This is a genomic window from Pseudomonas sp. P7759, from assembly GCF_013386445.1.
Lineage (GTDB): Bacteria > Pseudomonadota > Gammaproteobacteria > Pseudomonadales > Pseudomonadaceae > Aquipseudomonas > Aquipseudomonas azotoformans_A.
Window position 1 is genome coordinate 217,932 of the sequence record NZ_JACART010000007.1, and the last position, 19,410, is coordinate 237,341.

General features: G+C 60.5%; 20 protein-coding genes. 9 read left to right on the forward strand and 11 right to left on the reverse strand.

Going from position 1 to position 19,410, the window contains the following annotated elements; translation table 11 throughout:
- Nucleotides 1-38: 38 nt before the first annotated feature.
- Genes HX823_RS09810 through tldD form a run of 3 tightly spaced genes read left to right on the forward strand, consistent with a single transcriptional unit; the run spans nt 39 to nt 6,210 of the window.
- Nucleotides 39-3,854: a YhdP family protein gene (locus tag HX823_RS09810; protein ID WP_177074768.1), complete on the forward strand. Its 3,816-nt coding sequence runs from the start codon at nt 39-41 to the stop codon at nt 3,852-3,854.
- A 48-nt stretch (nt 3,855-3,902) separates the two neighbouring features.
- Complete coding sequence (locus tag HX823_RS09815) at nt 3,903-4,751, forward strand: carbon-nitrogen hydrolase family protein (protein ID WP_038851033.1); 849 nt, start codon at nt 3,903-3,905, stop codon at nt 4,749-4,751.
- A 16-nt stretch (nt 4,752-4,767) separates the two neighbouring features.
- A complete protein-coding gene (tldD, locus tag HX823_RS09820; RefSeq protein WP_038851034.1) occupies nt 4,768-6,210 on the forward strand; it encodes a metalloprotease TldD in 1,443 nt (480 codons plus the stop codon).
- 47 nt (nt 6,211-6,257) lie between these two features.
- On the opposite strand, the gene yjgA is transcribed toward tldD, so the two are convergent.
- Nucleotides 6,258-6,779: a ribosome biogenesis factor YjgA gene (gene yjgA / locus HX823_RS09825; protein WP_033899348.1), complete on the reverse strand. Its 522-nt coding sequence runs from the start codon at nt 6,777-6,779 to the stop codon at nt 6,258-6,260.
- Between the two features lie 108 nt (nt 6,780-6,887).
- Here yjgA and pmbA point away from each other — a divergent pair, with 108 nt between their 5' ends.
- From pmbA to HX823_RS09855, 6 genes are all read left to right on the forward strand, one after another.
- Nucleotides 6,888-8,234, forward strand: coding sequence for a metalloprotease PmbA (gene pmbA, locus HX823_RS09830; protein ID WP_033899352.1), 1,347 nt, complete (start codon nt 6,888-6,890; stop codon nt 8,232-8,234).
- A 150-nt stretch (nt 8,235-8,384) separates the two neighbouring features.
- Nucleotides 8,385-8,780, forward strand: coding sequence for a hypothetical protein (locus tag HX823_RS09835; protein ID WP_038851040.1), 396 nt, complete (start codon nt 8,385-8,387; stop codon nt 8,778-8,780).
- Nucleotides 8,773-10,149, forward strand: a complete 1,377-nt coding sequence (locus HX823_RS09840; RefSeq protein ID WP_177074769.1) for a lyase family protein — start codon at nt 8,773-8,775, stop codon at nt 10,147-10,149. Before HX823_RS09835 ends, HX823_RS09840 begins: the two co-directional genes overlap by 8 nt.
- A 27-nt stretch (nt 10,150-10,176) precedes the next feature.
- On the forward strand, nt 10,177-10,605 hold the full coding sequence (locus HX823_RS09845) for a hypothetical protein (protein WP_016976210.1): 429 nt from the start codon (nt 10,177-10,179) through the stop codon (nt 10,603-10,605).
- Between the two features lies 1 nt (nt 10,606).
- On the forward strand, nt 10,607-11,218 hold the full coding sequence (locus HX823_RS09850) for a superoxide dismutase (protein WP_177074770.1): 612 nt from the start codon (nt 10,607-10,609) through the stop codon (nt 11,216-11,218).
- Between the two features lie 32 nt (nt 11,219-11,250).
- Entirely contained in the window at nt 11,251-12,144 is an 894-nt protein-coding gene (locus tag HX823_RS09855) for a ZIP family metal transporter (RefSeq protein ID WP_177074771.1), read from the forward strand.
- A 37-nt stretch (nt 12,145-12,181) separates the two neighbouring features.
- On the opposite strand, the gene HX823_RS09860 is transcribed toward HX823_RS09855, so the two are convergent.
- From HX823_RS09860 to HX823_RS09905, 10 genes are all read right to left on the reverse strand, one after another.
- The gene (locus HX823_RS09860; protein ID WP_016974292.1) at nt 12,182-12,454 is read right to left on the reverse strand and encodes an HPr family phosphocarrier protein; all 273 of its coding nucleotides are present in this window, start codon (nt 12,452-12,454) and stop codon (nt 12,182-12,184) included.
- Nucleotides 12,455-12,470: 16 nt separating this feature from the next.
- Nucleotides 12,471-13,328: an RNase adapter RapZ gene (rapZ, locus tag HX823_RS09865; protein ID WP_028618857.1), complete on the reverse strand. Its 858-nt coding sequence runs from the start codon at nt 13,326-13,328 to the stop codon at nt 12,471-12,473.
- 2 nt (nt 13,329-13,330) lie between these two features.
- Entirely contained in the window at nt 13,331-13,795 is a 465-nt protein-coding gene (ptsN, locus tag HX823_RS09870; RefSeq protein ID WP_038851044.1) for a PTS IIA-like nitrogen regulatory protein PtsN, read from the reverse strand.
- A 10-nt stretch (nt 13,796-13,805) separates the two neighbouring features.
- On the reverse strand, nt 13,806-14,111 hold the full coding sequence (hpf, locus tag HX823_RS09875; protein WP_003171804.1) for a ribosome hibernation-promoting factor, HPF/YfiA family: 306 nt from the start codon (nt 14,109-14,111) through the stop codon (nt 13,806-13,808).
- A gap of 75 nt (nt 14,112-14,186) precedes the next feature.
- The gene (locus HX823_RS09880) at nt 14,187-15,680 is read right to left on the reverse strand and encodes an RNA polymerase factor sigma-54 (protein ID WP_177074772.1); all 1,494 of its coding nucleotides are present in this window, start codon (nt 15,678-15,680) and stop codon (nt 14,187-14,189) included.
- Nucleotides 15,681-15,865: 185 nt separating this feature from the next.
- Nucleotides 15,866-16,591: an LPS export ABC transporter ATP-binding protein gene (lptB, locus tag HX823_RS09885; protein ID WP_003171806.1), complete on the reverse strand. Its 726-nt coding sequence runs from the start codon at nt 16,589-16,591 to the stop codon at nt 15,866-15,868.
- The gene (gene lptA, locus HX823_RS09890) at nt 16,591-17,124 is read right to left on the reverse strand and encodes a lipopolysaccharide transport periplasmic protein LptA (protein WP_038851047.1); all 534 of its coding nucleotides are present in this window, start codon (nt 17,122-17,124) and stop codon (nt 16,591-16,593) included. Before lptA ends, lptB begins: the two co-directional genes overlap by 1 nt.
- Nucleotides 17,111-17,683 (reverse strand): LPS export ABC transporter periplasmic protein LptC, encoded by a 573-nt coding sequence (gene lptC, locus HX823_RS09895; protein WP_038851048.1) that lies wholly within the window; start codon nt 17,681-17,683, stop codon nt 17,111-17,113. Before lptC ends, lptA begins: the two co-directional genes overlap by 14 nt.
- Nucleotides 17,684-17,691: 8 nt before the next feature.
- Complete coding sequence (locus tag HX823_RS09900; protein WP_010213109.1) at nt 17,692-18,216, reverse strand: HAD family hydrolase; 525 nt, start codon at nt 18,214-18,216, stop codon at nt 17,692-17,694.
- Entirely contained in the window at nt 18,217-19,191 is a 975-nt protein-coding gene (locus HX823_RS09905) for a KpsF/GutQ family sugar-phosphate isomerase (RefSeq protein ID WP_177074773.1), read from the reverse strand. It abuts the gene before it with no gap.
- Nucleotides 19,192-19,410 lie beyond the last annotated feature (219 nt).

The window sequence follows — 19,410 nt, forward strand, 5'->3', positions numbered from 1 at the left end:
GATCTGCCGTCCGACTACTGCCTTGAGGGTCGCCTGACATGGAGCGTCTGATACGCTTTTTTGCCGCTTTGACCCGTTGGGGCCTGGGCCTCTGTGCCTTGCTGCTGGTATTGGCAGCGGTGTATGTGAGCCTGGGTCGTGAGTTGACGCCACTGGTGGCCGAGTACCGTGCAGAGATCGAAGCCAAGGCCCAGGCCGCGGTGGACATGCCGTTGCACATTGGCAGCCTTGAAGGCCGCTGGAGCGGCTTCGCGCCGGTATTGCGGGCCCATGATGTGATGGTAGGCGAGGGCAGCAGTGCCTTGCGCCTGGACCAGGTCGAAGTGGTGCCGGACATGTGGGCCAGCCTGATGGCCCGCGAAGTGCGTATTGCTCATTTGCAGGTCAGTGGCTTGCAGCTTAGCGTCAAGGAAGACAAGGACGGCAAATGGGCGTTGCAGGGCCTGCCGGTGCAGGACGACCAACCTGTCGACCCTGAGCAACTGCTCAAGAACATGCAAAAGGTCAAGCGCCTGTCGCTGCTCGACAGCCAGGTGACCTTGCAGCCGTTTGACCAGGCGCCTGTGACCCTGACGTATGTCGGCCTGAGCCTGCACACCGGCGTCACCCGCCAACGCCTGGATGCGCGTCTGACCCTGCCCGACGGCCAGCCTTTGGCAGTGAGCCTGCGTACCCGTATCCGCGCCAGCCAGTGGAAGGACGGCGAGGTCCAGGCTTACCTGAGCCTGCCGCAAAGCGACTGGGCCAAGTGGATTCCAGCCAAGCTGACCCAGCGATGGAAGCTCACCCAATTCAAGGCCGGCGGTGAATTCTGGCTGACCTGGGCCAAAGGCACCGTGCAGAGCGCAGTAGTGCGCCTCAACTCGCCGCAGGTAAAAGGCAGCTACGCCGATCGCAAACCTGTGCATATCGAGAACCTGGCGCTCACGGCTTACCTGCAACGCAGTGATAGCGGCCTGAAGGTGCTGTTCGACTCGCTGGCGATGAACCTTGGGGAAACCCGCTGGGAGTCGCGCCTGCAACTTCATCAAACCCTGGCCACCGACAAGGATCAGGAAGTCTGGAAGCTCCAGGCCGACCGTCTGGATCTGACGCCGATCACGCCACTGCTCAATGCCCTGGCGCCACTGCCGGAAGGTTTTGCCAAGACCATTCAGCACCTCAAGGCCACGGGCCTGCTGCGTAATGTGCTGGTGGATTTTCGCCCTCAAGACACCACCGATCAAAAAGTCAGCTTCGCCGCCAACCTCGAACGCATTGGTTTTGATGCCTACTTTGGCGCACCGGCCGCGCGCAACGTGTCCGGCAGCATCAGTGGTGACCTGGGCCACGGCGAGTTGCGCATGGACAGCAAGGACTTTTCCCTGCACCTCGACCCGATCTTTGCCAAACCGTGGCAGTACATCCAGGCCAACGCGCGCCTGACGTGGAAGCTCGACAAGGAAGGCTTCACCCTGATCGCGCCCTACATCAAGGTGTTGGGTGAGGAGGGCAAAGTCGCTGCGGATTTCTTGATTCGCCTGCACTTTGACCACAACCAGGAAGACTATATGGACCTACGGGTCGGCATGGTCGATGGCGATGGGCGATTCACCCCCAAATACCTGCCGGCGGTGTTAAGCCCGGCGTTGGATGAGTGGCTGCGCACGGCGATTCTCAAGGGCGCGGTGGACCAGGGTTTCTTCCAGTACCAGGGCTCGCTGAACCACGACGCACTGCCGGCCTCGCGCAATATCAGTCTGTTCTTCAAGGTGCATGACGCCGAACTGGCGTTCCAGCCGGGCTGGCCGCATGTGAGCAAGGTCACTGGCGAAGTGTTTGTCGAGGAGAGCGGTGTGCGCATCCTGGCCAGCAAGGGCCAGCTCCTCGACACCAAGGTCAAGGACATCTACGTCAATATCCCCCACGCGCCGGAGGGCAAGGACAGCCATCTGTTGCTGACCGGCGGGTTTGCCGGTGGCTTGGGCGATGGTTTGAAAATCCTCCAGGAAGCGCCGATCGGCACCGCATCGACATTTGCCGGCTGGAAGGGCGAGGGCGACCTGCAGGGCAGTCTTGACCTGGATGTGCCGTTGGCCAAGGGCACTGATCCTAAGATTGTGGTGGACTTCAAGACGGATAAATCGCGCCTGCAACTGACCGAACCGACCCTGGACCTCACCCAGCTCAAGGGCGATTTCCGCTTCGACAGCGCCAAAGGCCTCAGTGGCCAGAACATCACGGCCCAGGCGTTTGACCGGCCGATCACCGCGCAGATCGTTGCCGATGGCAAGCCGGGCAATATCAGCACGCGGGTGAATGCCAAGGGCCAGGTGACGGTCAAGCGGCTGACGGACTGGTTGAAAATCAGCCAGCCGTTGCCGGTGTCCGGCGATATTCCCTACCAGCTGCAATTGACCCTCGACGGCGCCGATAGCCAATTGATGGTCAACTCCAACCTGAAAGGCGTTGCCGTGGACCTGCCGGCACCGTTCGGTATGCCGGCCAGCCAGGGGCGTGACAGTGTGTTCCGCATGACCTTGCAGGGGGCGGAGCGGCGTTATTGGTTCGACTATGGCGAACTGGCCAACTTCACCTTTGCGGCGCCGCCGGACAAATTCAATGAAGGGCGCGGTGAGCTTTTCCTGGGTGATGGCGATGCCGTGTTGCCAGGGGCCAAGGGCTTGCGCATTCGCGGCGTGCTGTCTGAGCTCGATATCGATCCGTGGAAGAAGCTGGTTGACCGCTACGCGGGCAACGATCCGGGCGGTAGCGCCAAGCAGTTGCTCAGCGGCGCTGACTTCAAGGTGGGCAAGCTGACCGGTTTTGGCACCCAGTTTGATCAGGTCAATTTGCAATTGGCACGTAAGCCTGCGGCCTGGGGCTTGCAACTCGACAGTCAGCAAGCCAAGGGCACGGTCAACCTGCCGGACGCCAAGGGCGCACCGATTGCGGTCAACCTGCAATATGTGAAGCTGCCGGCGGTGGATCCGACGGTGCAGGCTGACGAAAACGCGCCAGATCCCTTGGCGGGCATCGACCCCAAGGACATTCCGGCGCTGGATATCGCCATTGATCAATTGTTCCAAGGACCGGATCTGATTGGTGCCTGGTCGCTGAGAATCCGCCCGACGGCCAAAGGCCTGGCTTTCAATAATCTGGACCTCGGCCTCAAGGGCATGCAGCTCAAGGGCGCCGGTGGTTGGGAAGGGACGGCCGGCGACAGCAGCAGTTGGTATAAAGGCCGCCTGGATGGCAAGAATATCGGCGATGTACTCAAGGGCTGGGGATATGCGCCAACCGTCACCAGCCAGGATTTCCACCTGGATGTCGATGGTCGGTGGCCTGGTTCGCCAGCCTATGTCGGGCCCAAGCGCTTCTCCGGCAGCCTCGATGCGGCGTTCCGCAATGGCCAGTTCGTCGAAGTGGAAGGCGGCGCCCAGGCGCTACGGGTGTTTGGCCTGCTGAACTTCAACTCCATTGGGCGCCGTCTGCGCCTGGACTTCTCGGACTTGCTCGGCAAGGGCTTGAGCTATGACCGTGTGAAGGGCTTGCTGGCGGCGAGCAACGGCGTGTTCGTGACCCGTGAGCCGATCACCATGACCGGGCCTTCCACTAACCTGGAACTCAACGGCACCCTGGACCTGGTCGCAGACCGTGTCGACGCCAAGCTGCTGGTCACCTTGCCGGTGACCAATAACCTGCCGATCGCCGCGCTGATCGTGGGCGCGCCTGCCATTGGTGGCGCGCTGTTCCTGATCGACAAGTTGATCGGTGATCGTGTTGCGCGCTTCGCCAGTGTGCAATACAAGGTGGAAGGCCCGTGGAAGGACCCGAAAATCACCTTCGACAAGCCATTTGAAAAGCCAAACTGAGGGCCTGTGGAGTAGCATGGCCGCATGCCCATGACGGAGAGACGGCCCATGTCCTTTGCGGTAATTCAAATGGTCAGCCAGAGCGATGTGCTGGCCAACCTGGCTCAGGCCCGGCGCCTGCTGGAACAAGCTGCGGCGGGTGGTGCGAAGCTGGCGGTCTTGCCGGAAAACTTCGCCGCCATGGGCCGCCGCGACGTGGCCGACATCGGTCGCGCCGAAGCACTGGGCGAGGGCCCGATCCTACCGTGGTTGAAACAGACCGCCCGCGACCTCACCTTATGGATAGTGGCAGGCACTTTGCCGCTGCCACCAAAGGACCAGCCAAACGCCAAGTCCAATGCCTGCTCGTTGCTGGTCGATGATCAGGGCGAAATCGTTGCCCGTTACGACAAGTTGCACCTGTTCGATGTGGATGTCGCCGATGCCCGTGGCCGTTATCGCGAATCCGACGACTATGCTTTCGGAGGCAATGTGGTGGTGGCGGACACGCCCGTCGGCCGCTTGGGCCTGACAGTGTGCTACGACCTGCGCTTCCCCGAGCTGTACAGCGAGTTGCGCGCGGCAGGGGCTGAATTGATTACCGCGCCTTCCGCGTTTACCGCGGTGACCGGCGCGGCGCACTGGGATGTGCTGATTCGCGCACGCGCCATCGAGACCCAGTGCTACCTGCTGGCGGCTGCTCAAGGCGGTGTGCATCCGGGACCACGGGAAACCTATGGTCATGCGGCGATTGTCGACCCCTGGGGGCGGGTGCTGGCACAACAGGATCAAGGCGAAGCGGTGTTGCTGGCCGCACGCGATAGCAGTGAACAAGCGTCGATAAGGGCGCGCATGCCGGTGGTCAACCATCGGCGCTTTTTCTCGCAGGGCGCACAGCGACCTGCTTCGGAACGATGAATTTAAGGCCATACCTATGAGCGAGTTGTTGTCCTCAGTCAGTGATCACCTCCTGGCACCCGGTGGCGTGACCATCGAAAGCTTGCAAACCGTACTCGGCGACCTGGCCGGGCCGGGCATCGACGCGGCTGACCTGTATTTCCAGGGGCAGATTTCCGAGTCCTGGGCTCTGGAAGACGGCATCGTCAAGGAAGGTAGCTTCAACCTCGACCAGGGGGTGGGCGTGCGTGCGCAGTCCGGTGAAAAAACCGGTTTTGCCTACAGCAACGCGATCACCCTGGAAGCCCTGGGCCTGGCGGCGCGTGCTGCGCGCTCGATCTCCCGCGCAGGGCAGAATGGCACGGTGCAGGCGTTCAGCACTCAGGACGTGGCGCAGTTGTACGCGCCGGATAACCCCCTGGAAGTGATCAGCCGTGCGGAAAAGGTCGAGCTGCTCAAGCGTATCGACGCCGCTACCCGCGCTCTCGACCCGCGTATCCAGCAGGTCACCGTGAGCATGGCCGGTGTGTGGGAGCGCATTTTGGTGGCGTCCACCGACGGCGGCCTGGCGGCGGATGTGCGGCCGCTGGTGCGCTTCAACGTCAGTGTGATCGTCGAACAGAACGGTCGCCGCGAGCGCGGTGGTCATGGCGGCGGCGGGCGTACCGACTACCGTTATTTCCTCGCCGACGACCGTGCCATGGGTTACGCCCGTGAAGCGTTGCGCCAGGCGCTGGTCAATCTGGAAGCCATTCCGGCGCCGGCCGGCACGTTGCCGGTGGTGTTGGGTTCGGGCTGGTCCGGCGTGCTGCTGCACGAAGCGGTCGGCCATGGCCTGGAAGGTGACTTCAACCGCAAGGGCAGTTCGGCCTACAGCGGGCGCATGGGTGAAATGGTTGCGTCCAAACTCTGCACCATCGTCGATGACGGCACCCTGGCCGGTCGCCGGGGCTCTCTGAGCGTCGACGACGAAGGCACCCCGACCGAGTGCACCACCCTGATTGAAAACGGCGTGCTCAAGGGCTACATGCAAGACAAGCTCAACGCCCGCCTGATGGGCGTGGCGCGCACCGGTAACGGCCGCCGTGAATCCTATGCGCACCTGCCGATGCCACGCATGACCAACACCTACATGCTCGGTGGTGAAAGCGACCCGGCCGAGATCATCGCTTCGGTAAAACGCGGTATCTACTGCGCCAACCTCGGTGGTGGCCAGGTGGATATCACCAGCGGCAAGTTCGTGTTCTCCACCAGCGAGGCGTACCTGATCGAGGACGGCAAGATCACCGCGCCGGTCAAAGGTGCAACGTTGATCGGTAACGGTCCGGAAGCCATGAGCAAGGTATCGATGGTCGGTAACGACCTGTCGCTGGACAGTGGCGTAGGCACCTGCGGGAAGGACGGGCAGTCGGTACCGGTGGGTGTCGGCCAGCCAACGCTGAAGATTGATGCGATCACCGTGGGTGGCACGGGGTCGTAAGAAAGGTGGAGCTTCGGGTGGCGAAAACCGCCACCCGGGGAAGAGGATCAGCGCAGGCCGCGTTGAGTCTCGTCCAGCTCTCGGATGTACTTGAAGATTTTACGGCTGGTGGCCGGCGCCTTGTTATGCGCCAGTTCGTGCTGGGCCTGACGGATCAGGGAGCGCAGTTGCTGGCGGTCCGCGTCCGGGTAGTCCACCACGAATTTCTCCAGCACCGCGTCATCGCCCGAGATCAGGCGGTCACGCCAACGTTCCAGGTTATGGAAGCGTTCGTTGTACTGGCGAGTCGAGGCATCGGTTTGATCGAGCAAGGTCAGAATGGCGTCTATGTCCTGATCGCGCATGAGTTTGCCGATAAACGAGATGTGCCGTTTACGCGCGATATTCGCGGTGTGCTTGGGCGCATCGGCCAGGGCACGACGCATTTCGTCGGTCAGTGGCAGTTTTGCAATCAAGTCTTTTTTGAGCGTTGTAAGGCGCTCGCCGAGGTCAACCAGAGCATGCAGCTCACGTTTGACCTGGGTTTTGCTTTTCTCCCCATCGAGGGAGTCGTCGTAAGAATCAACCATGGTGGCAGTCCGCAAAGAAACGCCGCCATGATAACCAGTCGGGGGCCGCTTGTCCGGCCCGGTCGCTCGATGGCCTTAACCGAAAGCAGAATTTGAGTGGAGAAAACCATGAGTGCAGCCCAAAGCGTCGGTCCGCAAGCGTTACCGGCACTGCAGGAACAAGTCGAGCAGATCCTCGCCGAGGCCAAGCGCCAGGGGGCCAGTGCCTGTGAAGTGGCGGTGTCGCTGGAGCAGGGGCTGTCGACGTCGGTGCGCCAGCGGGAAGTGGAAACCGTTGAGTTCAACCGCGACCAGGGTTTTGGTATCACCTTGTATGTCGGGCAGCGCAAAGGTTCGGCCAGTACCTCGGCCAGTGGTCCGGAAGCGATTCGCGAGACAGTGGCGGCTGCGTTGGCAATCGCCAAGCACACCTCCGAGGACGAAAGCTCGGGCCTGGCCGACAAGGCGCTGATGGCCAAGGACCTGAAGGACTTCGATCTGTTTCACGCCTGGGACATCACCCCCGAACAGGCCATTGAAAAGGCGCTGATCTGCGAAGCCGCCGCGTTCGACGCAGATGCCCGCATCAAGAATGCGGATGGCACCACGTTGAGCACGCACCAGGGCTGCCGCGTATATGGCAACAGCCACGGCTTTATCGGTGGTTATGCGTCCACCCGCCATAGCTTGAGCTGCGTGATGATCGCCGAGGCTGATGGCCAGATGCAGCGCGATTACTGGTACGACGTGAACCGCCAGGGCGAGTTGCTGGCGGACCCGGTCAGCATTGGTCAGCGCGCCGCGCAGCGTGCGGCGAGCCGTCTGGGTGCGCGCCCAGTACCGACCTGTGAAGTGCCGGTGCTGTTTTCGGCAGAACTGGCCGGTGGGCTGTTTGGCAGTTTCCTGGGGGCGATTTCCGGTGGCAACTTGTACCGTAAGTCCTCGTTCCTGGAGGGGGCGATTGGCCAGAAGCTGTTCCCTGAATGGCTGACTATTGATGAGCGCCCGCACTTGATGCGCGCCATGGGCAGTACGTCGTTCGACGGTGATGGTCTGGCGACCTATGCAAAGCCGTTCGTCGAGAAGGGCGAGTTGGTGTCTTACGTGCTGGGCACGTACGCCGGTCGCAAGCTGGGCCTGCCAAGCACCGCAAACTCCGGAGGCGTACACAACCTGTTCGTCACCCATGGCGATGAAGACCAAGCTGCGCTGCTGCGGCGCATGGGGCGTGGCTTGCTGGTGACCGAGCTGATGGGCCATGGCTTGAACATGGTCACCGGTGATTATTCACGCGGCGCGGCGGGTTTCTGGGTGGAAAATGGCGAGATCCAGTTCGCCGTCCAGGAAGTGACCATCGCCGGCAATATGCGCGACATGTTCAAGCAGATCGTCGCCGTGGGTAATGATCTGGAATTGCGCAGCAACATTCGCACAGGTTCGGTGTTGATCGAGCGAATGACTGTCGCCGGCAGCTGATCCCTCTAACGCGTAAGCCAAAAAGGCGCGCCACCTATCAGGTGGCGCGCCTTTTTTTGTGGGCGTTTTGTAAGCGGATCAATCTGCCGCTATTGTTTTGATTCTCAATATCATTTAATAATAAATATCATTACCGAATGAGCGTGGATCATGAGTTCTGTCCTGCATGAGGATCCTTATCTGGAAAGCTGGCGCTGGATGAGTCGCCAGATTCGCTGTGGCCTCGATCCCAACGAGCCGCGTCTGATCGAACATTACCTCAATGAAGGTCGATACCTGGCGTGCTGCACCGCCACCCATCCGTGGACGATCGCAGAAACCTCATTCCGCCTGCTGCTCGATACCGCCAGCGACATCGCGCTGCCCTGGCATTGGCGCTCCCTGTGTCTGGATCAGGCGTGGCGCCCACTGCGTGACCTGGAAAAACTCTCTCACTGCGCCTGCCGCCTCAAGCGCTGGCAGTCCTTTGCGTGGCGATTGGCGACCTGCGAATTGCTGCCGTCCATTTCTCACTCCGACCTGGTGCAAGGATCTAACGATGAGTAACACCCGTATCGAACGCGACAGCATGGGCGAACTGCAAGTGCCGACCGAGGCCTTGTACGGTGCGCAAACCCAGCGCGCGGTGAACAATTTCCCGATCAGTCATCAACGCATGCCGGCGCAATTCATCCGCGCCCTGATCCTGGCCAAGGCCGCCGCCGCCAAGGTCAACGTCGACCTCAAGCAAATCAGCGAAGGGCAGGGCAAGGCCATCGTCGACGCCGCCCAAGGCTTGTTGGAAGGCGACTTCATGCCGCATTTCCCGGTGGATATCTTCCAGACCGGCTCCGGCACCAGCTCCAACATGAACGCCAACGAAGTGATTGCCACCCTGGCCACCCGCTTGCTCGGCGAGTCGGTCAACCCCAACGACCACGTGAACTGCGGCCAGAGCAGCAACGACATCATCCCGACCACGATCCACGTCAGTGCCGCATTGGTCCTGCATGAACAAACACTCCCGGCCCTGCTGCACCTGGTGCAGGTCATCGAGAAAAAAGCCGAAGAGGTTCACCCATTTATCAAGACCGGCCGCACGCACCTGATGGACGCCATGCCGGTACGCATGAGCCAGGTGCTCAACGGTTGGGCGCAGCAGCTCAAGGCCAATATCGGTCATCTGCAGGACCTTCTGCCGAGCCTGCAAGCGCTGGCTCAGGGCGGTACGGCGGTCGGCACCGGAATCAACGCACACCCTGAATTCGCTGCACGGTTCAGCCAGCAGTTGAGCAGCCTGACCGGCGTGAAATTCACCCCCGGCAAGAACCTGTTCGCTCTGATTGGCTCCCAGGACACGGCCGTTGCAGTCTCTGGCCAGTTGAAAGCCACCGCCGTGTCGCTGATGAAAATCGCCAACGACCTGCGCTGGATGAACTCCGGCCCGCTCGCCGGCCTGGGTGAAATCGAGCTGGAAGGCTTGCAGCCGGGCTCTTCGATCATGCCCGGCAAGGTCAACCCGGTGATTCCGGAAGCCACGGCAATGGTTGCCGCTCAGGTCATCGGCAATGACACGGTGATCACCGTCGCCGGTCAGTCAGGCAATTTCGAGCTGAATGTGATGCTGCCGATCATTGCGCAGAACCTGCTCAGCAGCCTCGAACTGCTGGCCAATTCCAGCCGTTTGTTGGCCGACAAAGCCATCGCCAGCTTCAAGGTCAACGAAGCCAAGCTCAAGGAAGCGCTGTCGCGCAACCCGATCCTGGTGACCGCACTCAACCCCATCATCGGTTACCAAAAGGCTGCTGAAATCGCCAAGAAGGCCTATCAACAAGGCCGTCCGGTGATTGACGTCGCCCTTGAACACACGGATTTGCCGCGCAGCCAACTGGAGATCCTGCTGGACCCGGAAAAGCTCACCGCTGGCGGCGTGTAATCACCGACCCTGCTTTGGAGGCTCACCATGGAGCACTGGAAACGCACGATCGAACGGGCCAATCGCTGCTTTATGGCGGGCGAGTTGGTGGACGCTCGCGAGGCCTACTTGCAAGCCCTGGCCCTGGCCCAAGTGTTGTTCGAACGCTGGGCGGATGCCGACGAAGCAGTGGCGGCTTGCGTCATTTCCCATCACAACCTGGCGGACCTGCACCTGCGCCTGAACCAGCCGGAGGAGAGCGCGGAGTACCTGTGCGCTATCCATCAGCGCTTGTTGCAGACCATGCAGGACTCGCGTCTGAGCCCGCAATTGCGCGAAGCGGCGTTGCGTCAGAGCAGCAAGACCTACGTCGAGCTATTGAATTTCATCAGCGATCACGGCGAGTACCCGCGTACCCATCGCCTGTTGGGTGGCGCTGCGGCGCAACCCGCCACTCCTCATTATGGAGCACATTGATATGACTTATACCCTGCCTGCATTGCCGTACGCCTATGACGCCCTGGAACCGCATATCGATGCGCAAACCATGGAAATCCACTACACCAAGCATCACCAGACCTACATCAACAACCTCAACGCCGCCGTCGAGGGCACCGAGTTCGTCGGCTGGCCGGTCGAGAAGCTGGTCTCCAGCGTGCAGCAACTGCCGGAAAAACTGCGCGCAGCCGTGATCAATCAGGGCGGTGGCCATGCCAACCACTCGCTGTTCTGGGCGGTGATGTCGCCCAAAGGCGGTGGCAAGCCCGAAGGCGCACTGGGCAAGGCTGTCGACGAACAACTGGGTGGTTTCGACAGCTTCAAGGAGGCTTTCACCAAGGCCGCATTGACCCGTTTCGGCAGTGGCTGGGCCTGGCTGAGCGTCACCCCGCAAAAGACCCTGGTAGTGGAAAGCAGTGGTAACCAGGACAGCCCGTTGATGAACGGCAACACCCCTATCCTCGGTCTGGACGTGTGGGAGCACGCTTACTACCTGCTGTACCAGAACCGCCGTCCGGAATACATCAATGCCTTCTACAGTGTTATCAACTGGCCAGAAGTTGCTGCCCGCTATCAAGCCGCCGTGGCCTGACATTCACCTCATAACAAGATCTAAGGCCGACTATGGGCACTGAAACACTGGCGATCAGCAGCGGGAGAATGTTTCGTTATGCGTTTGGCTCGCTGTTGCTGTTGGCAGGTACTGCATTGCTGGTGGCCCATGGGCTGGCCTGGCTGAACCTGGAACCGCGCATTCTGCGCGCCCTGCAGGGCGGATCCATCTGCGCACTCGGCACGGCGCTCGGTGCGGTGCCGGTGCTGGTCATTCGACGGATGCCGGTGGCGTTGAGCGATACGCTGCTGGGGTTTGGGGCTGGAGTCATGCTGGCGGCGACAGCGTTTTCGCTGATCGTGCCGGGCATTGCCGCAGCTGAAGGTCTGGGGCTTTCGCCCTGGGGCGCCAGTGGTTTGATCAGTTTTGGCATCATGTTGGGTGCTTTCGGGCTGTATCTGGTGGACCGCAAGGTCTCCGGCGCCAGTCCGGAAATGTTGGTGGGCACAGCGGAAAAGCCGGTGATTCCGCCGCGTATCTGGCTGTTCGTGTTTGCCATCATCGCCCACAACATCCCGGAAGGTATGGCGGTCGGCGTCTCGGCGGGCGGCGGCATGCCGGATGCCGACAGCCTGGCCATGGGCATTGCCTTGCAGGATGTACCCGAAGGGCTGGTGATTGCGTTGGTGTTGGCCGGGGCAGGGATGTCGCGGGTCAAGGCGTTCCTGATCGGCGCAGCATCAGGCCTGGTGGAGCCGGTATTTGCTGTGCTCTGCGCCTGGTTGGTGAGCCTGGCCGAGGTGCTCTTGCCGCTGGGACTGGCCCTGGCAGCCGGCGCGATGCTGTTGGTGGTGACTCACGAAGTGATCCCCGAGTCGCGACGCAATGGTCACGAAAAACTCGCCAGCCTGGGGCTGTGCATCGGGTTCTGCTTGATGATGGTGATGGATACCGCGTTGGGGTGAAGCCGTTGCGGCTTCACGCCTGTCTCAAAGGGTGAGCTTACTCACCCTCATCAAAGAAATTGTTGATCAGCGCTACCAGTGCGGCCATCGCTTCGTCTTCCTGCTCACCTTCTGTCTTCAAATGAATCTTGGTGCCCTTGCCGGCTGCCAACATCATCATGGCCATGATGCTTTTACCGTCGACCATGGACTCTGGCGTGCGACCGGCGCGGATCTGGCAGGGAAACTGCCCGGCCACGCCGACGAATTTGGCCGAGGCACGGGCGTGCAGGCCCAGTTTGTTGATGATTTCAATTTCCAGAGCGGGCATCGCGAAGGTGTTCCTTTCAGCTAAGGTCGCGGTGGCGGACCTGGACGTTCTTGAGGGTTTGTTGCAACACCTGGCCCAGGCGCTCGGTCAAGTAGACGGAGCGGTGGTGCCCGCCGGTGCAGCCGATGGCAATGGTGACATAGGCGCGGTTGCTTGCGGCAAAACGCGGTAGCCATTTGAGCAGGTAGCTGGAGATGTCCTGGAACATCTCCTCCACATCCGGTTGCGCGGCCAGGTAATCGGCCACGGGCTGATCCAGCCCCGACTGTTCACGCAGTTCCGGCTTCCAGTAAGGGTTGGGCAGGCAACGTACGTCGAACACCAGATCGGCATCCACTGGCATGCCGCGCTTGAACCCAAACGACTCCACCAGGAACGCCGTGCCCGGCTCCGGCTGGTTCAGCAGGCGCAGCTTGATGGCATCGCGCAACTGGTACAGGTTGAGGCTGGTGGTGTTGATCTTGAGGTCGGCGAGGTCAATGATCGGCCCCAGCAGCTTGGTTTCGTCTTCGATGGCTTCGGCCAGGGAGCGGTGAGGGCTGCTGAGGGGGTGACGCCGGCGGGTTTCCGAGAATCGCTTGAGCAGCGTCTCTTCGTCGGCATCCAGGTACAGTACGTCGCAATGAATGTGCTTGGCCCGTACTTCCTCGAGCAATTGCGGGAATCGCTCAAGGTGGCTGGGCAGGTTGCGGGCATCAATCGAAACGGCGACCAGCGGTTGCGCCAGTTCGGTGTGGATCAACGCGCGTTCTGCCAGTTCCGGCAGCAGGCCGGCGGGCAAGTTGTCGATGCAATAGAAACCGTTGTCCTCAAGCACATTGAGGGCGGTACTTTTACCCGAGCCGGAGCGGCCGCTGACGATGATCAAACGCATGATTACTGCCCGCTCTGTTCATCCAGGACAACCTGATACAGCGCCTCGTTGCTGCTGGCGCTGCGCAGTTTGTCGCGCACTTCCTTGCGATCGAGCATGCTGGCGATCTGCCTAAGCAGTTCCAGGTGCGCATCAGTGGCGGCTTGCGGGACCAGCAGAACGAACAGCAGGTCAACCGGGGCGCCGTCGATGGCATCGAAATCGATGGGGGCTTCCAGGTGCAGCAGGGCGCTGACGGGGGTTTCGCAGCCCTTGAGACGGCAGTGAGGAATGGCGATGCCGTTGCCAAAACCGGTGGAACCGAGTTTTTCACGGGCAATCAGCGCGTCGAAGACATCTTGCATCTCCAGATCCGGCACTTCGCGCGCGATCAGGTTGGCAATTTGTTCGAGGGCTTTCTTCTTGCTGCCGCCCGGCACGTTCACGAGGGAACGGCCGGGGGTCAGGATGGTTTCAAGTCGGATCATGGGGGGAGGGTTAACGACCTGTACCTTGCATCAGGTGCAGATTCTTTTCCTTATGCTTTATGAGTTGGCGGTCAAGCTTGTCGTAGAGCGAGTCAATCGCCGCGTACATGTCTTCATGCTCCGCATTGGCGACCAGCTTTGCATTCGGTACGTGCAGGGTGGCCTCGATTTTCTGCTTGAGCTTATCGACCTCCATGATGACCTGCACGTTGGTGATCTTGTCAAAATGCCCCGCCAGCTTGTTCAGCTTGCTTTCGGTGTATTCACGCAGGGGTTTGGTGACTTCCAGCTGGTGTCCACTGATGTTGACTTGCATACAGCTTCTCCTTCGTTGCCAGTGCATAAAGCGGTGGGCAGGAATACCCACCACTGGAACGCTGTGGCCCGCCCGTCACATCAAACGCTTACGCTCGCTGGAAGGCGCGATCCCGAGGGACTCGCGGTACTTGGCGACGGTTCGACGGGCGACCTGAATGCCTTGTGCCTCCAGTAAACCAGCGATCTTACTGTCACTCAATGGCTTTTTCTGATTTTCCGCGGCAACCAGTTTTTTGATGATCGCGCGGATCGCCGTGGACGAGCATTCACCGCCTTCGGAGGTGCTGACGTGGCTGGAGAAAAAGTATTTCAGTTCATAAATACCCCGTGGGGTATGCATGAATTTCTGCGTGGTGACGCGCGAAATCGTCGATTCATGCATGCCCACCGCTTCGGCGATGTCATGCAGCACCAGCGGTTTCATGGCTTCGTCGCCGTATTCCAGGAAGCCGCGCTGGTGCTCGACGATCTGGGTGGCCACTTTCATCAGGGTTTCGTTGCGGCTTTGCAGGCTCTTGATGAACCAGCGCGCTTCCTGCAACTGGTTGCGCATGAAGGTGTTGTCGGCGCTGGTGTCGGCGCGACGCACGAAACCGGCATATTGCGGATTGACCCGCAGGCGTGGCACCGACTCCTGGTTCAGCTCCACCAGCCAGCGCTCGTTGTCCTTGCGCACGATCACGTCAGGCACCACGTATTCGGCTTCGCTGGACTCGATTTGCGAGCCCGGGCGCGGGTTGAGGCTCTGTACCAGCTCGATCACCTGGCGCAGGTCGTCTTCCTTGAGCTTCATGCGGCGCATCAACTGGCTGTAGTCGCGGCTGCCCAGCAGGTCAATGTAATCGGTAACCAGGCGCTGGGCCTCGGCCAGCCAAGGTGTCTTGACTGGCAGTTGGCGCAATTGCAGCAGCAGGCATTCGCTCAGGGTACGCGCGCCGATACCGGCGGGTTCGAACTGCTGGATGCGGTGCAGGACGGCTTCAATCTCGTCCAGCTCGATATCCAGTTCCGGGTCGAAGGCTTCGAGAATCTCTTCAAGCGTCTCGTCTAGATAACCCTGGTTGTTGATGCAGTCGATCAGGGTTACGGCGATCAGGCGGTCGGTGTCCGACATCGGCGCCAGGTTCAGTTGCCACAGCAGATGGCTATGCAGGCTCTCGCCGGCGGAGGTGCGGGTAGTGAAGTCCCACTCGTCATCGTCATTGCTGGGCAGGCTGCTGGCGCTGGTCTGGTAGACGTCTTCCCAGGCCGTGTCGACGGGAAGCTCGTTGGGGATACGTTCGTTCCATTCGCCTTCCTCAAGGTTATCCACCGTAGGGGCGGTTTCCTGATAGGAGGGTTCCTGCACGTCGGAATTGGGTTTTTGCTCGATGTTATCGGCCAGCGGGTCTGCGTTATCGAAGTCGTCGCCTTCTTCCTGGCGTTCGAGCATCGGATTGGACTCCAGGGCCTCCTGGATTTCCTGTTGCAGGTCCAAGGTCGACAATTGGAGCAGGCGGATGGCCTGTTGCAGCTGAGGTGTCATCGTCAGCTGCTGGCCCATTCTCAGGACTAGCGATGGTTTCATGGCAGGGGCTTAACACCTTATTCGCCGGCGCAATGCGCCATCCACGACAGGGCGCGTGAGCGCCAAACATAAGCAAATTATATGCCTGATGTCGGGGGCTTTGCCTAGAGCGCGGTAACAATAAAAATCCGGAGGTTTTCATTGACTCCCGCGCACCTCGGCAAACGGCCGTGACACCACGGTGTTTACAGGCGGAACTCGTGACCCAGGTACACTTCCTTGACCAGTTCATTGGCGAGGATAGTGGCGGAATCACCTTCGGCAATCAGTTGACCATCGTTGACGATATACGCGGTTTCGCAGATATCGAGGGTCTCGCGCACGTTGTGGTCAGTGATCAGCACGCCAATGCCCTTGGCCTTGAGGTGATGGATGATCTGCTTGATGTCGCCGACCGAGATCGGGTCAACGCCGGCAAACGGTTCGTCCAACAGGATGAACTTGGGTGCCGTGGCCAGGGCGCGGGCGATTTCCACACGACGACGCTCACCACCGGACAGGCTCATGCCGAGGTTGTCGCGGATGTGGTTGATGTGGAATTCCTGCAACAGGCTTTCCAGCTCCTTGCGACGGCCGTCACGGTCGAGCTCCTTGCGGGTCTCGAGGATCGCCATGATGTTATCGGCGACCGACAGTTTGCGGAAGATCGACGCCTCCTGCGGGAGATAGCCGATACCGGCGCGCGCACGGCCGTGCATCGGCTGGTGGCTCACGTCCAGGTCGTCGATCAGCACGCGACCCTGGTCCGCCTGGACCAGGCCGACGATCATGTAGAAGCAGGTGGTCTTGCCGGCGCCGTTGGGGCCGAGCAAGCCGACGATCTGGCCGCTGTCGATCGACAGGCTGACGTCGCGCACGACCTGACGGCTTTTATAGGCCTTGGCCAGATGCTGGGCTTTCAGGGTTGCCATTACTCGGCCTTCTTCTTCGGCTGGATAACCATGTCGATGCGTGGACGAGGCGCGGTAACTTTGCTGCCATTGGCGCGACCGGCGTTAGCGATCTGTTTCACGGTGTCATAGGTGATTTTTTCACCTTCCGTGGAGTTGCCATCGGGGCTGAGCACCTTGGCCTGGTCAATCAGGACAATGCGGTTCTGCTGGGCGTGGTACTGGATGGTCTTGCCGTAGCCTTTCATCGGGCCGGTATCGGTCGCAGACTGCTTCTGTTCGAAGTAAGCCAGGTTACCCACCGAGGTCACCACGTCAATGTCGCCCGATTGGGTGCGAGTCAGTGTCACCGTGTTGCCGGTGATCTTCATCGAGCCCTGGGTGATGATCACGCCGCCGGTATAGGTGGCGACGCCTTGTTTGTCATCCAGCTGCGCATCGTCAGCCGAAATGTGGATCGGCTGCTGGCTATCGTTCGGCAGAGCCCAGGCGCTCACGCTTCCCAGTGCTGCGCCCAGGCCGAGCAAAATAGGGAGAGTTTTAACGAGCCTCATACTGTCCTCTTACGTTCGATAGCAGGTGTATCCTGCTTTCTTTCAAATACGCTTTCATTCCCTTGCCAGTCGATACACCGCCAGCGCCGTCGATTCTAACGTCTTGCTCGGTCTGCGCATATTGCTTCTGCGGGAATACGGTCATGCGACTGCTGGTAATCACGGTCTCACGGTTTTTATCGTCGGTGCGCGCAACGCGCACCGAGTCGATCAGTTCTACCTCGGTCCCGTCAGGGTTGACCTCGCCACGCTTGCTGGTGACGTGCCATGGGAACTCGGTGCCGCGGTAGATGTTCATGTCGGGGTTGGTCAGCAGGGTGACTTCGGTGGTCTTCAGGTGCTCGACTTTGTCCGAGGTCATCTCGTACTGCACCTTGCCGTCCGGCAGGAACTGCACGCTCTTGGCGTTGATGGCGTAATAATCGATAGCGCCTTCGTCAACCTGCGCAGCAGGCTGGTCGAGAAAGCGCTCCGGGCTGATATTCCAGTAGCCCACCGCCAGGAACAACGCGGCGATGACCCCGAATAGCAGGAAGTTGCGAATCTTTTTGCTCAGCATAAAACGCTCTATAAGTAGGCGGCGTGGGCCGCTTCAAGGCTGCCTTGCGCACGCAGGATCAGCTCGCAGAACTCGCGGGCGGCACCTTCGCCGCCACGGGCGGTGGTAATGCCATGGGCGTGCTCGCGAACAAACGCCGCCGCATTGGCGACGGCCATGCCCAAGCCCACTCGACGGATCACCGGCAGGTCTGGCAGGTCATCGCCCAAGTAGGCGACCTGCTCATAGCTTAGGTTGAGTTGGCCAAGAAGCTCGTCCAGAACCACCAGTTTATCCTCGCGGCCCTGATACAGGTGAGGAATCCCCAGGTTTTGTGCGCGGCGTTCCACAACCGGAGTTTTCCGGCCGCTGATAATTGCCGTTTGCACGCCCGACGCCATCAGCATCTTGATGCCTTGGCCGTCGAGGGTGTTGAACGTCTTGAATTCGCTGCCGTCTTCGAGGAAGTACAGGCGGCCATCAGTCAGCACGCCGTCAACGTCGAAAATCGCCAGTTTGATGTTCTTGCCACGTTGCAACAGGTCGCTGGTCATTTACATCACTCCCGCACGCAGCAAGTCGTGCATGTTCAGGGCGCCGATCGGGTGGTCATTGCCATCGACCACCACCAGTGCACCGATCTTGTGGTCTTCCATGATTTTCAAGGCTTCGGCTGCCAGCATCTCGGGGCGGGCGGTCTTGCCGTGAGGGGTCATCACCGCGTCGATAGTTGCGGTGTGGATATCAATGGTGCGGTCCAGGGTGCGACGCAGGTCGCCGTCGGTGAACACGCCGGCCAGGCGGCCGTCGGCTTCCAGGATCACGGTCATGCCCAGGCCCTTGCGGGTCATCTCCATCAACGCGTTCTTCAATAAGGTGCCGCGCTGGACGTGGGGCAATTCATCACCAGAATGCATGACATTTTCCACCTTCAACAACAGGCGACGGCCCAAGGCGCCACCTGGATGGGAAAACGCAAAGTCTTCCGCGGTAAACCCACGGGCTTCCAGCAACGCCACGGCCAGGGCATCGCCCATGACCAGTGCGGCGGTGGTGGAGGAGGTCGGTGCCAGGTTCAGCGGGCAGGCTTCGTGGGCCACGTGAACATTCAGGTTCACTTCGGCGGCCTTGGCCAGCGTCGAATCCGGATTGCCGGTGAGGCTGATCATCTGGATGCCCAGGCGCTTGATCAGCGGCAGCAGGGTCACGATTTCGTTGGTGGTGCCGGAGTTGGACAGCGCCAGGATGATGTCATCCTTGGTGATCATGCCCATGTCGCCGTGGCTGGCTTCTGCCGGGTGCACGAAGAACGCAGTGGTCCCGGTGCTGGCCAGGGTGGCGGCGATCTTGTTGCCGACGTGGCCCGACTTGCCCATGCCGACCACGACAACGCGGCCCTTGCTGGCCAGAATCATCTCGCAGGCGCGTACGAAATCTGCGTCGATATGCGCCAGCAAGCCTTCTACGGCTTCAAGCTCGAGGCGGATGGTGCGTTGTGCGGATTGAATAAGGTCGCTGGATTGGCTCATGTCTGAAATCGTATAGCCTGACGAAAAGTCGGCGATTATAGCGGTAATGATCAATTCCCTCACGCTAGTTCGTCAGGGTTTGTTCGCAATGCGCCTGAGATTCATCCTAAACAACGATTTTTCCCTGTCCCCAATCTGAACAAGCGCTGTTCCGGCCTTGGGCGCCTTGTACCAGCAGTGATATAGTTCGCCGCCAGTTCGGTCCGCCCAGCCCACGTG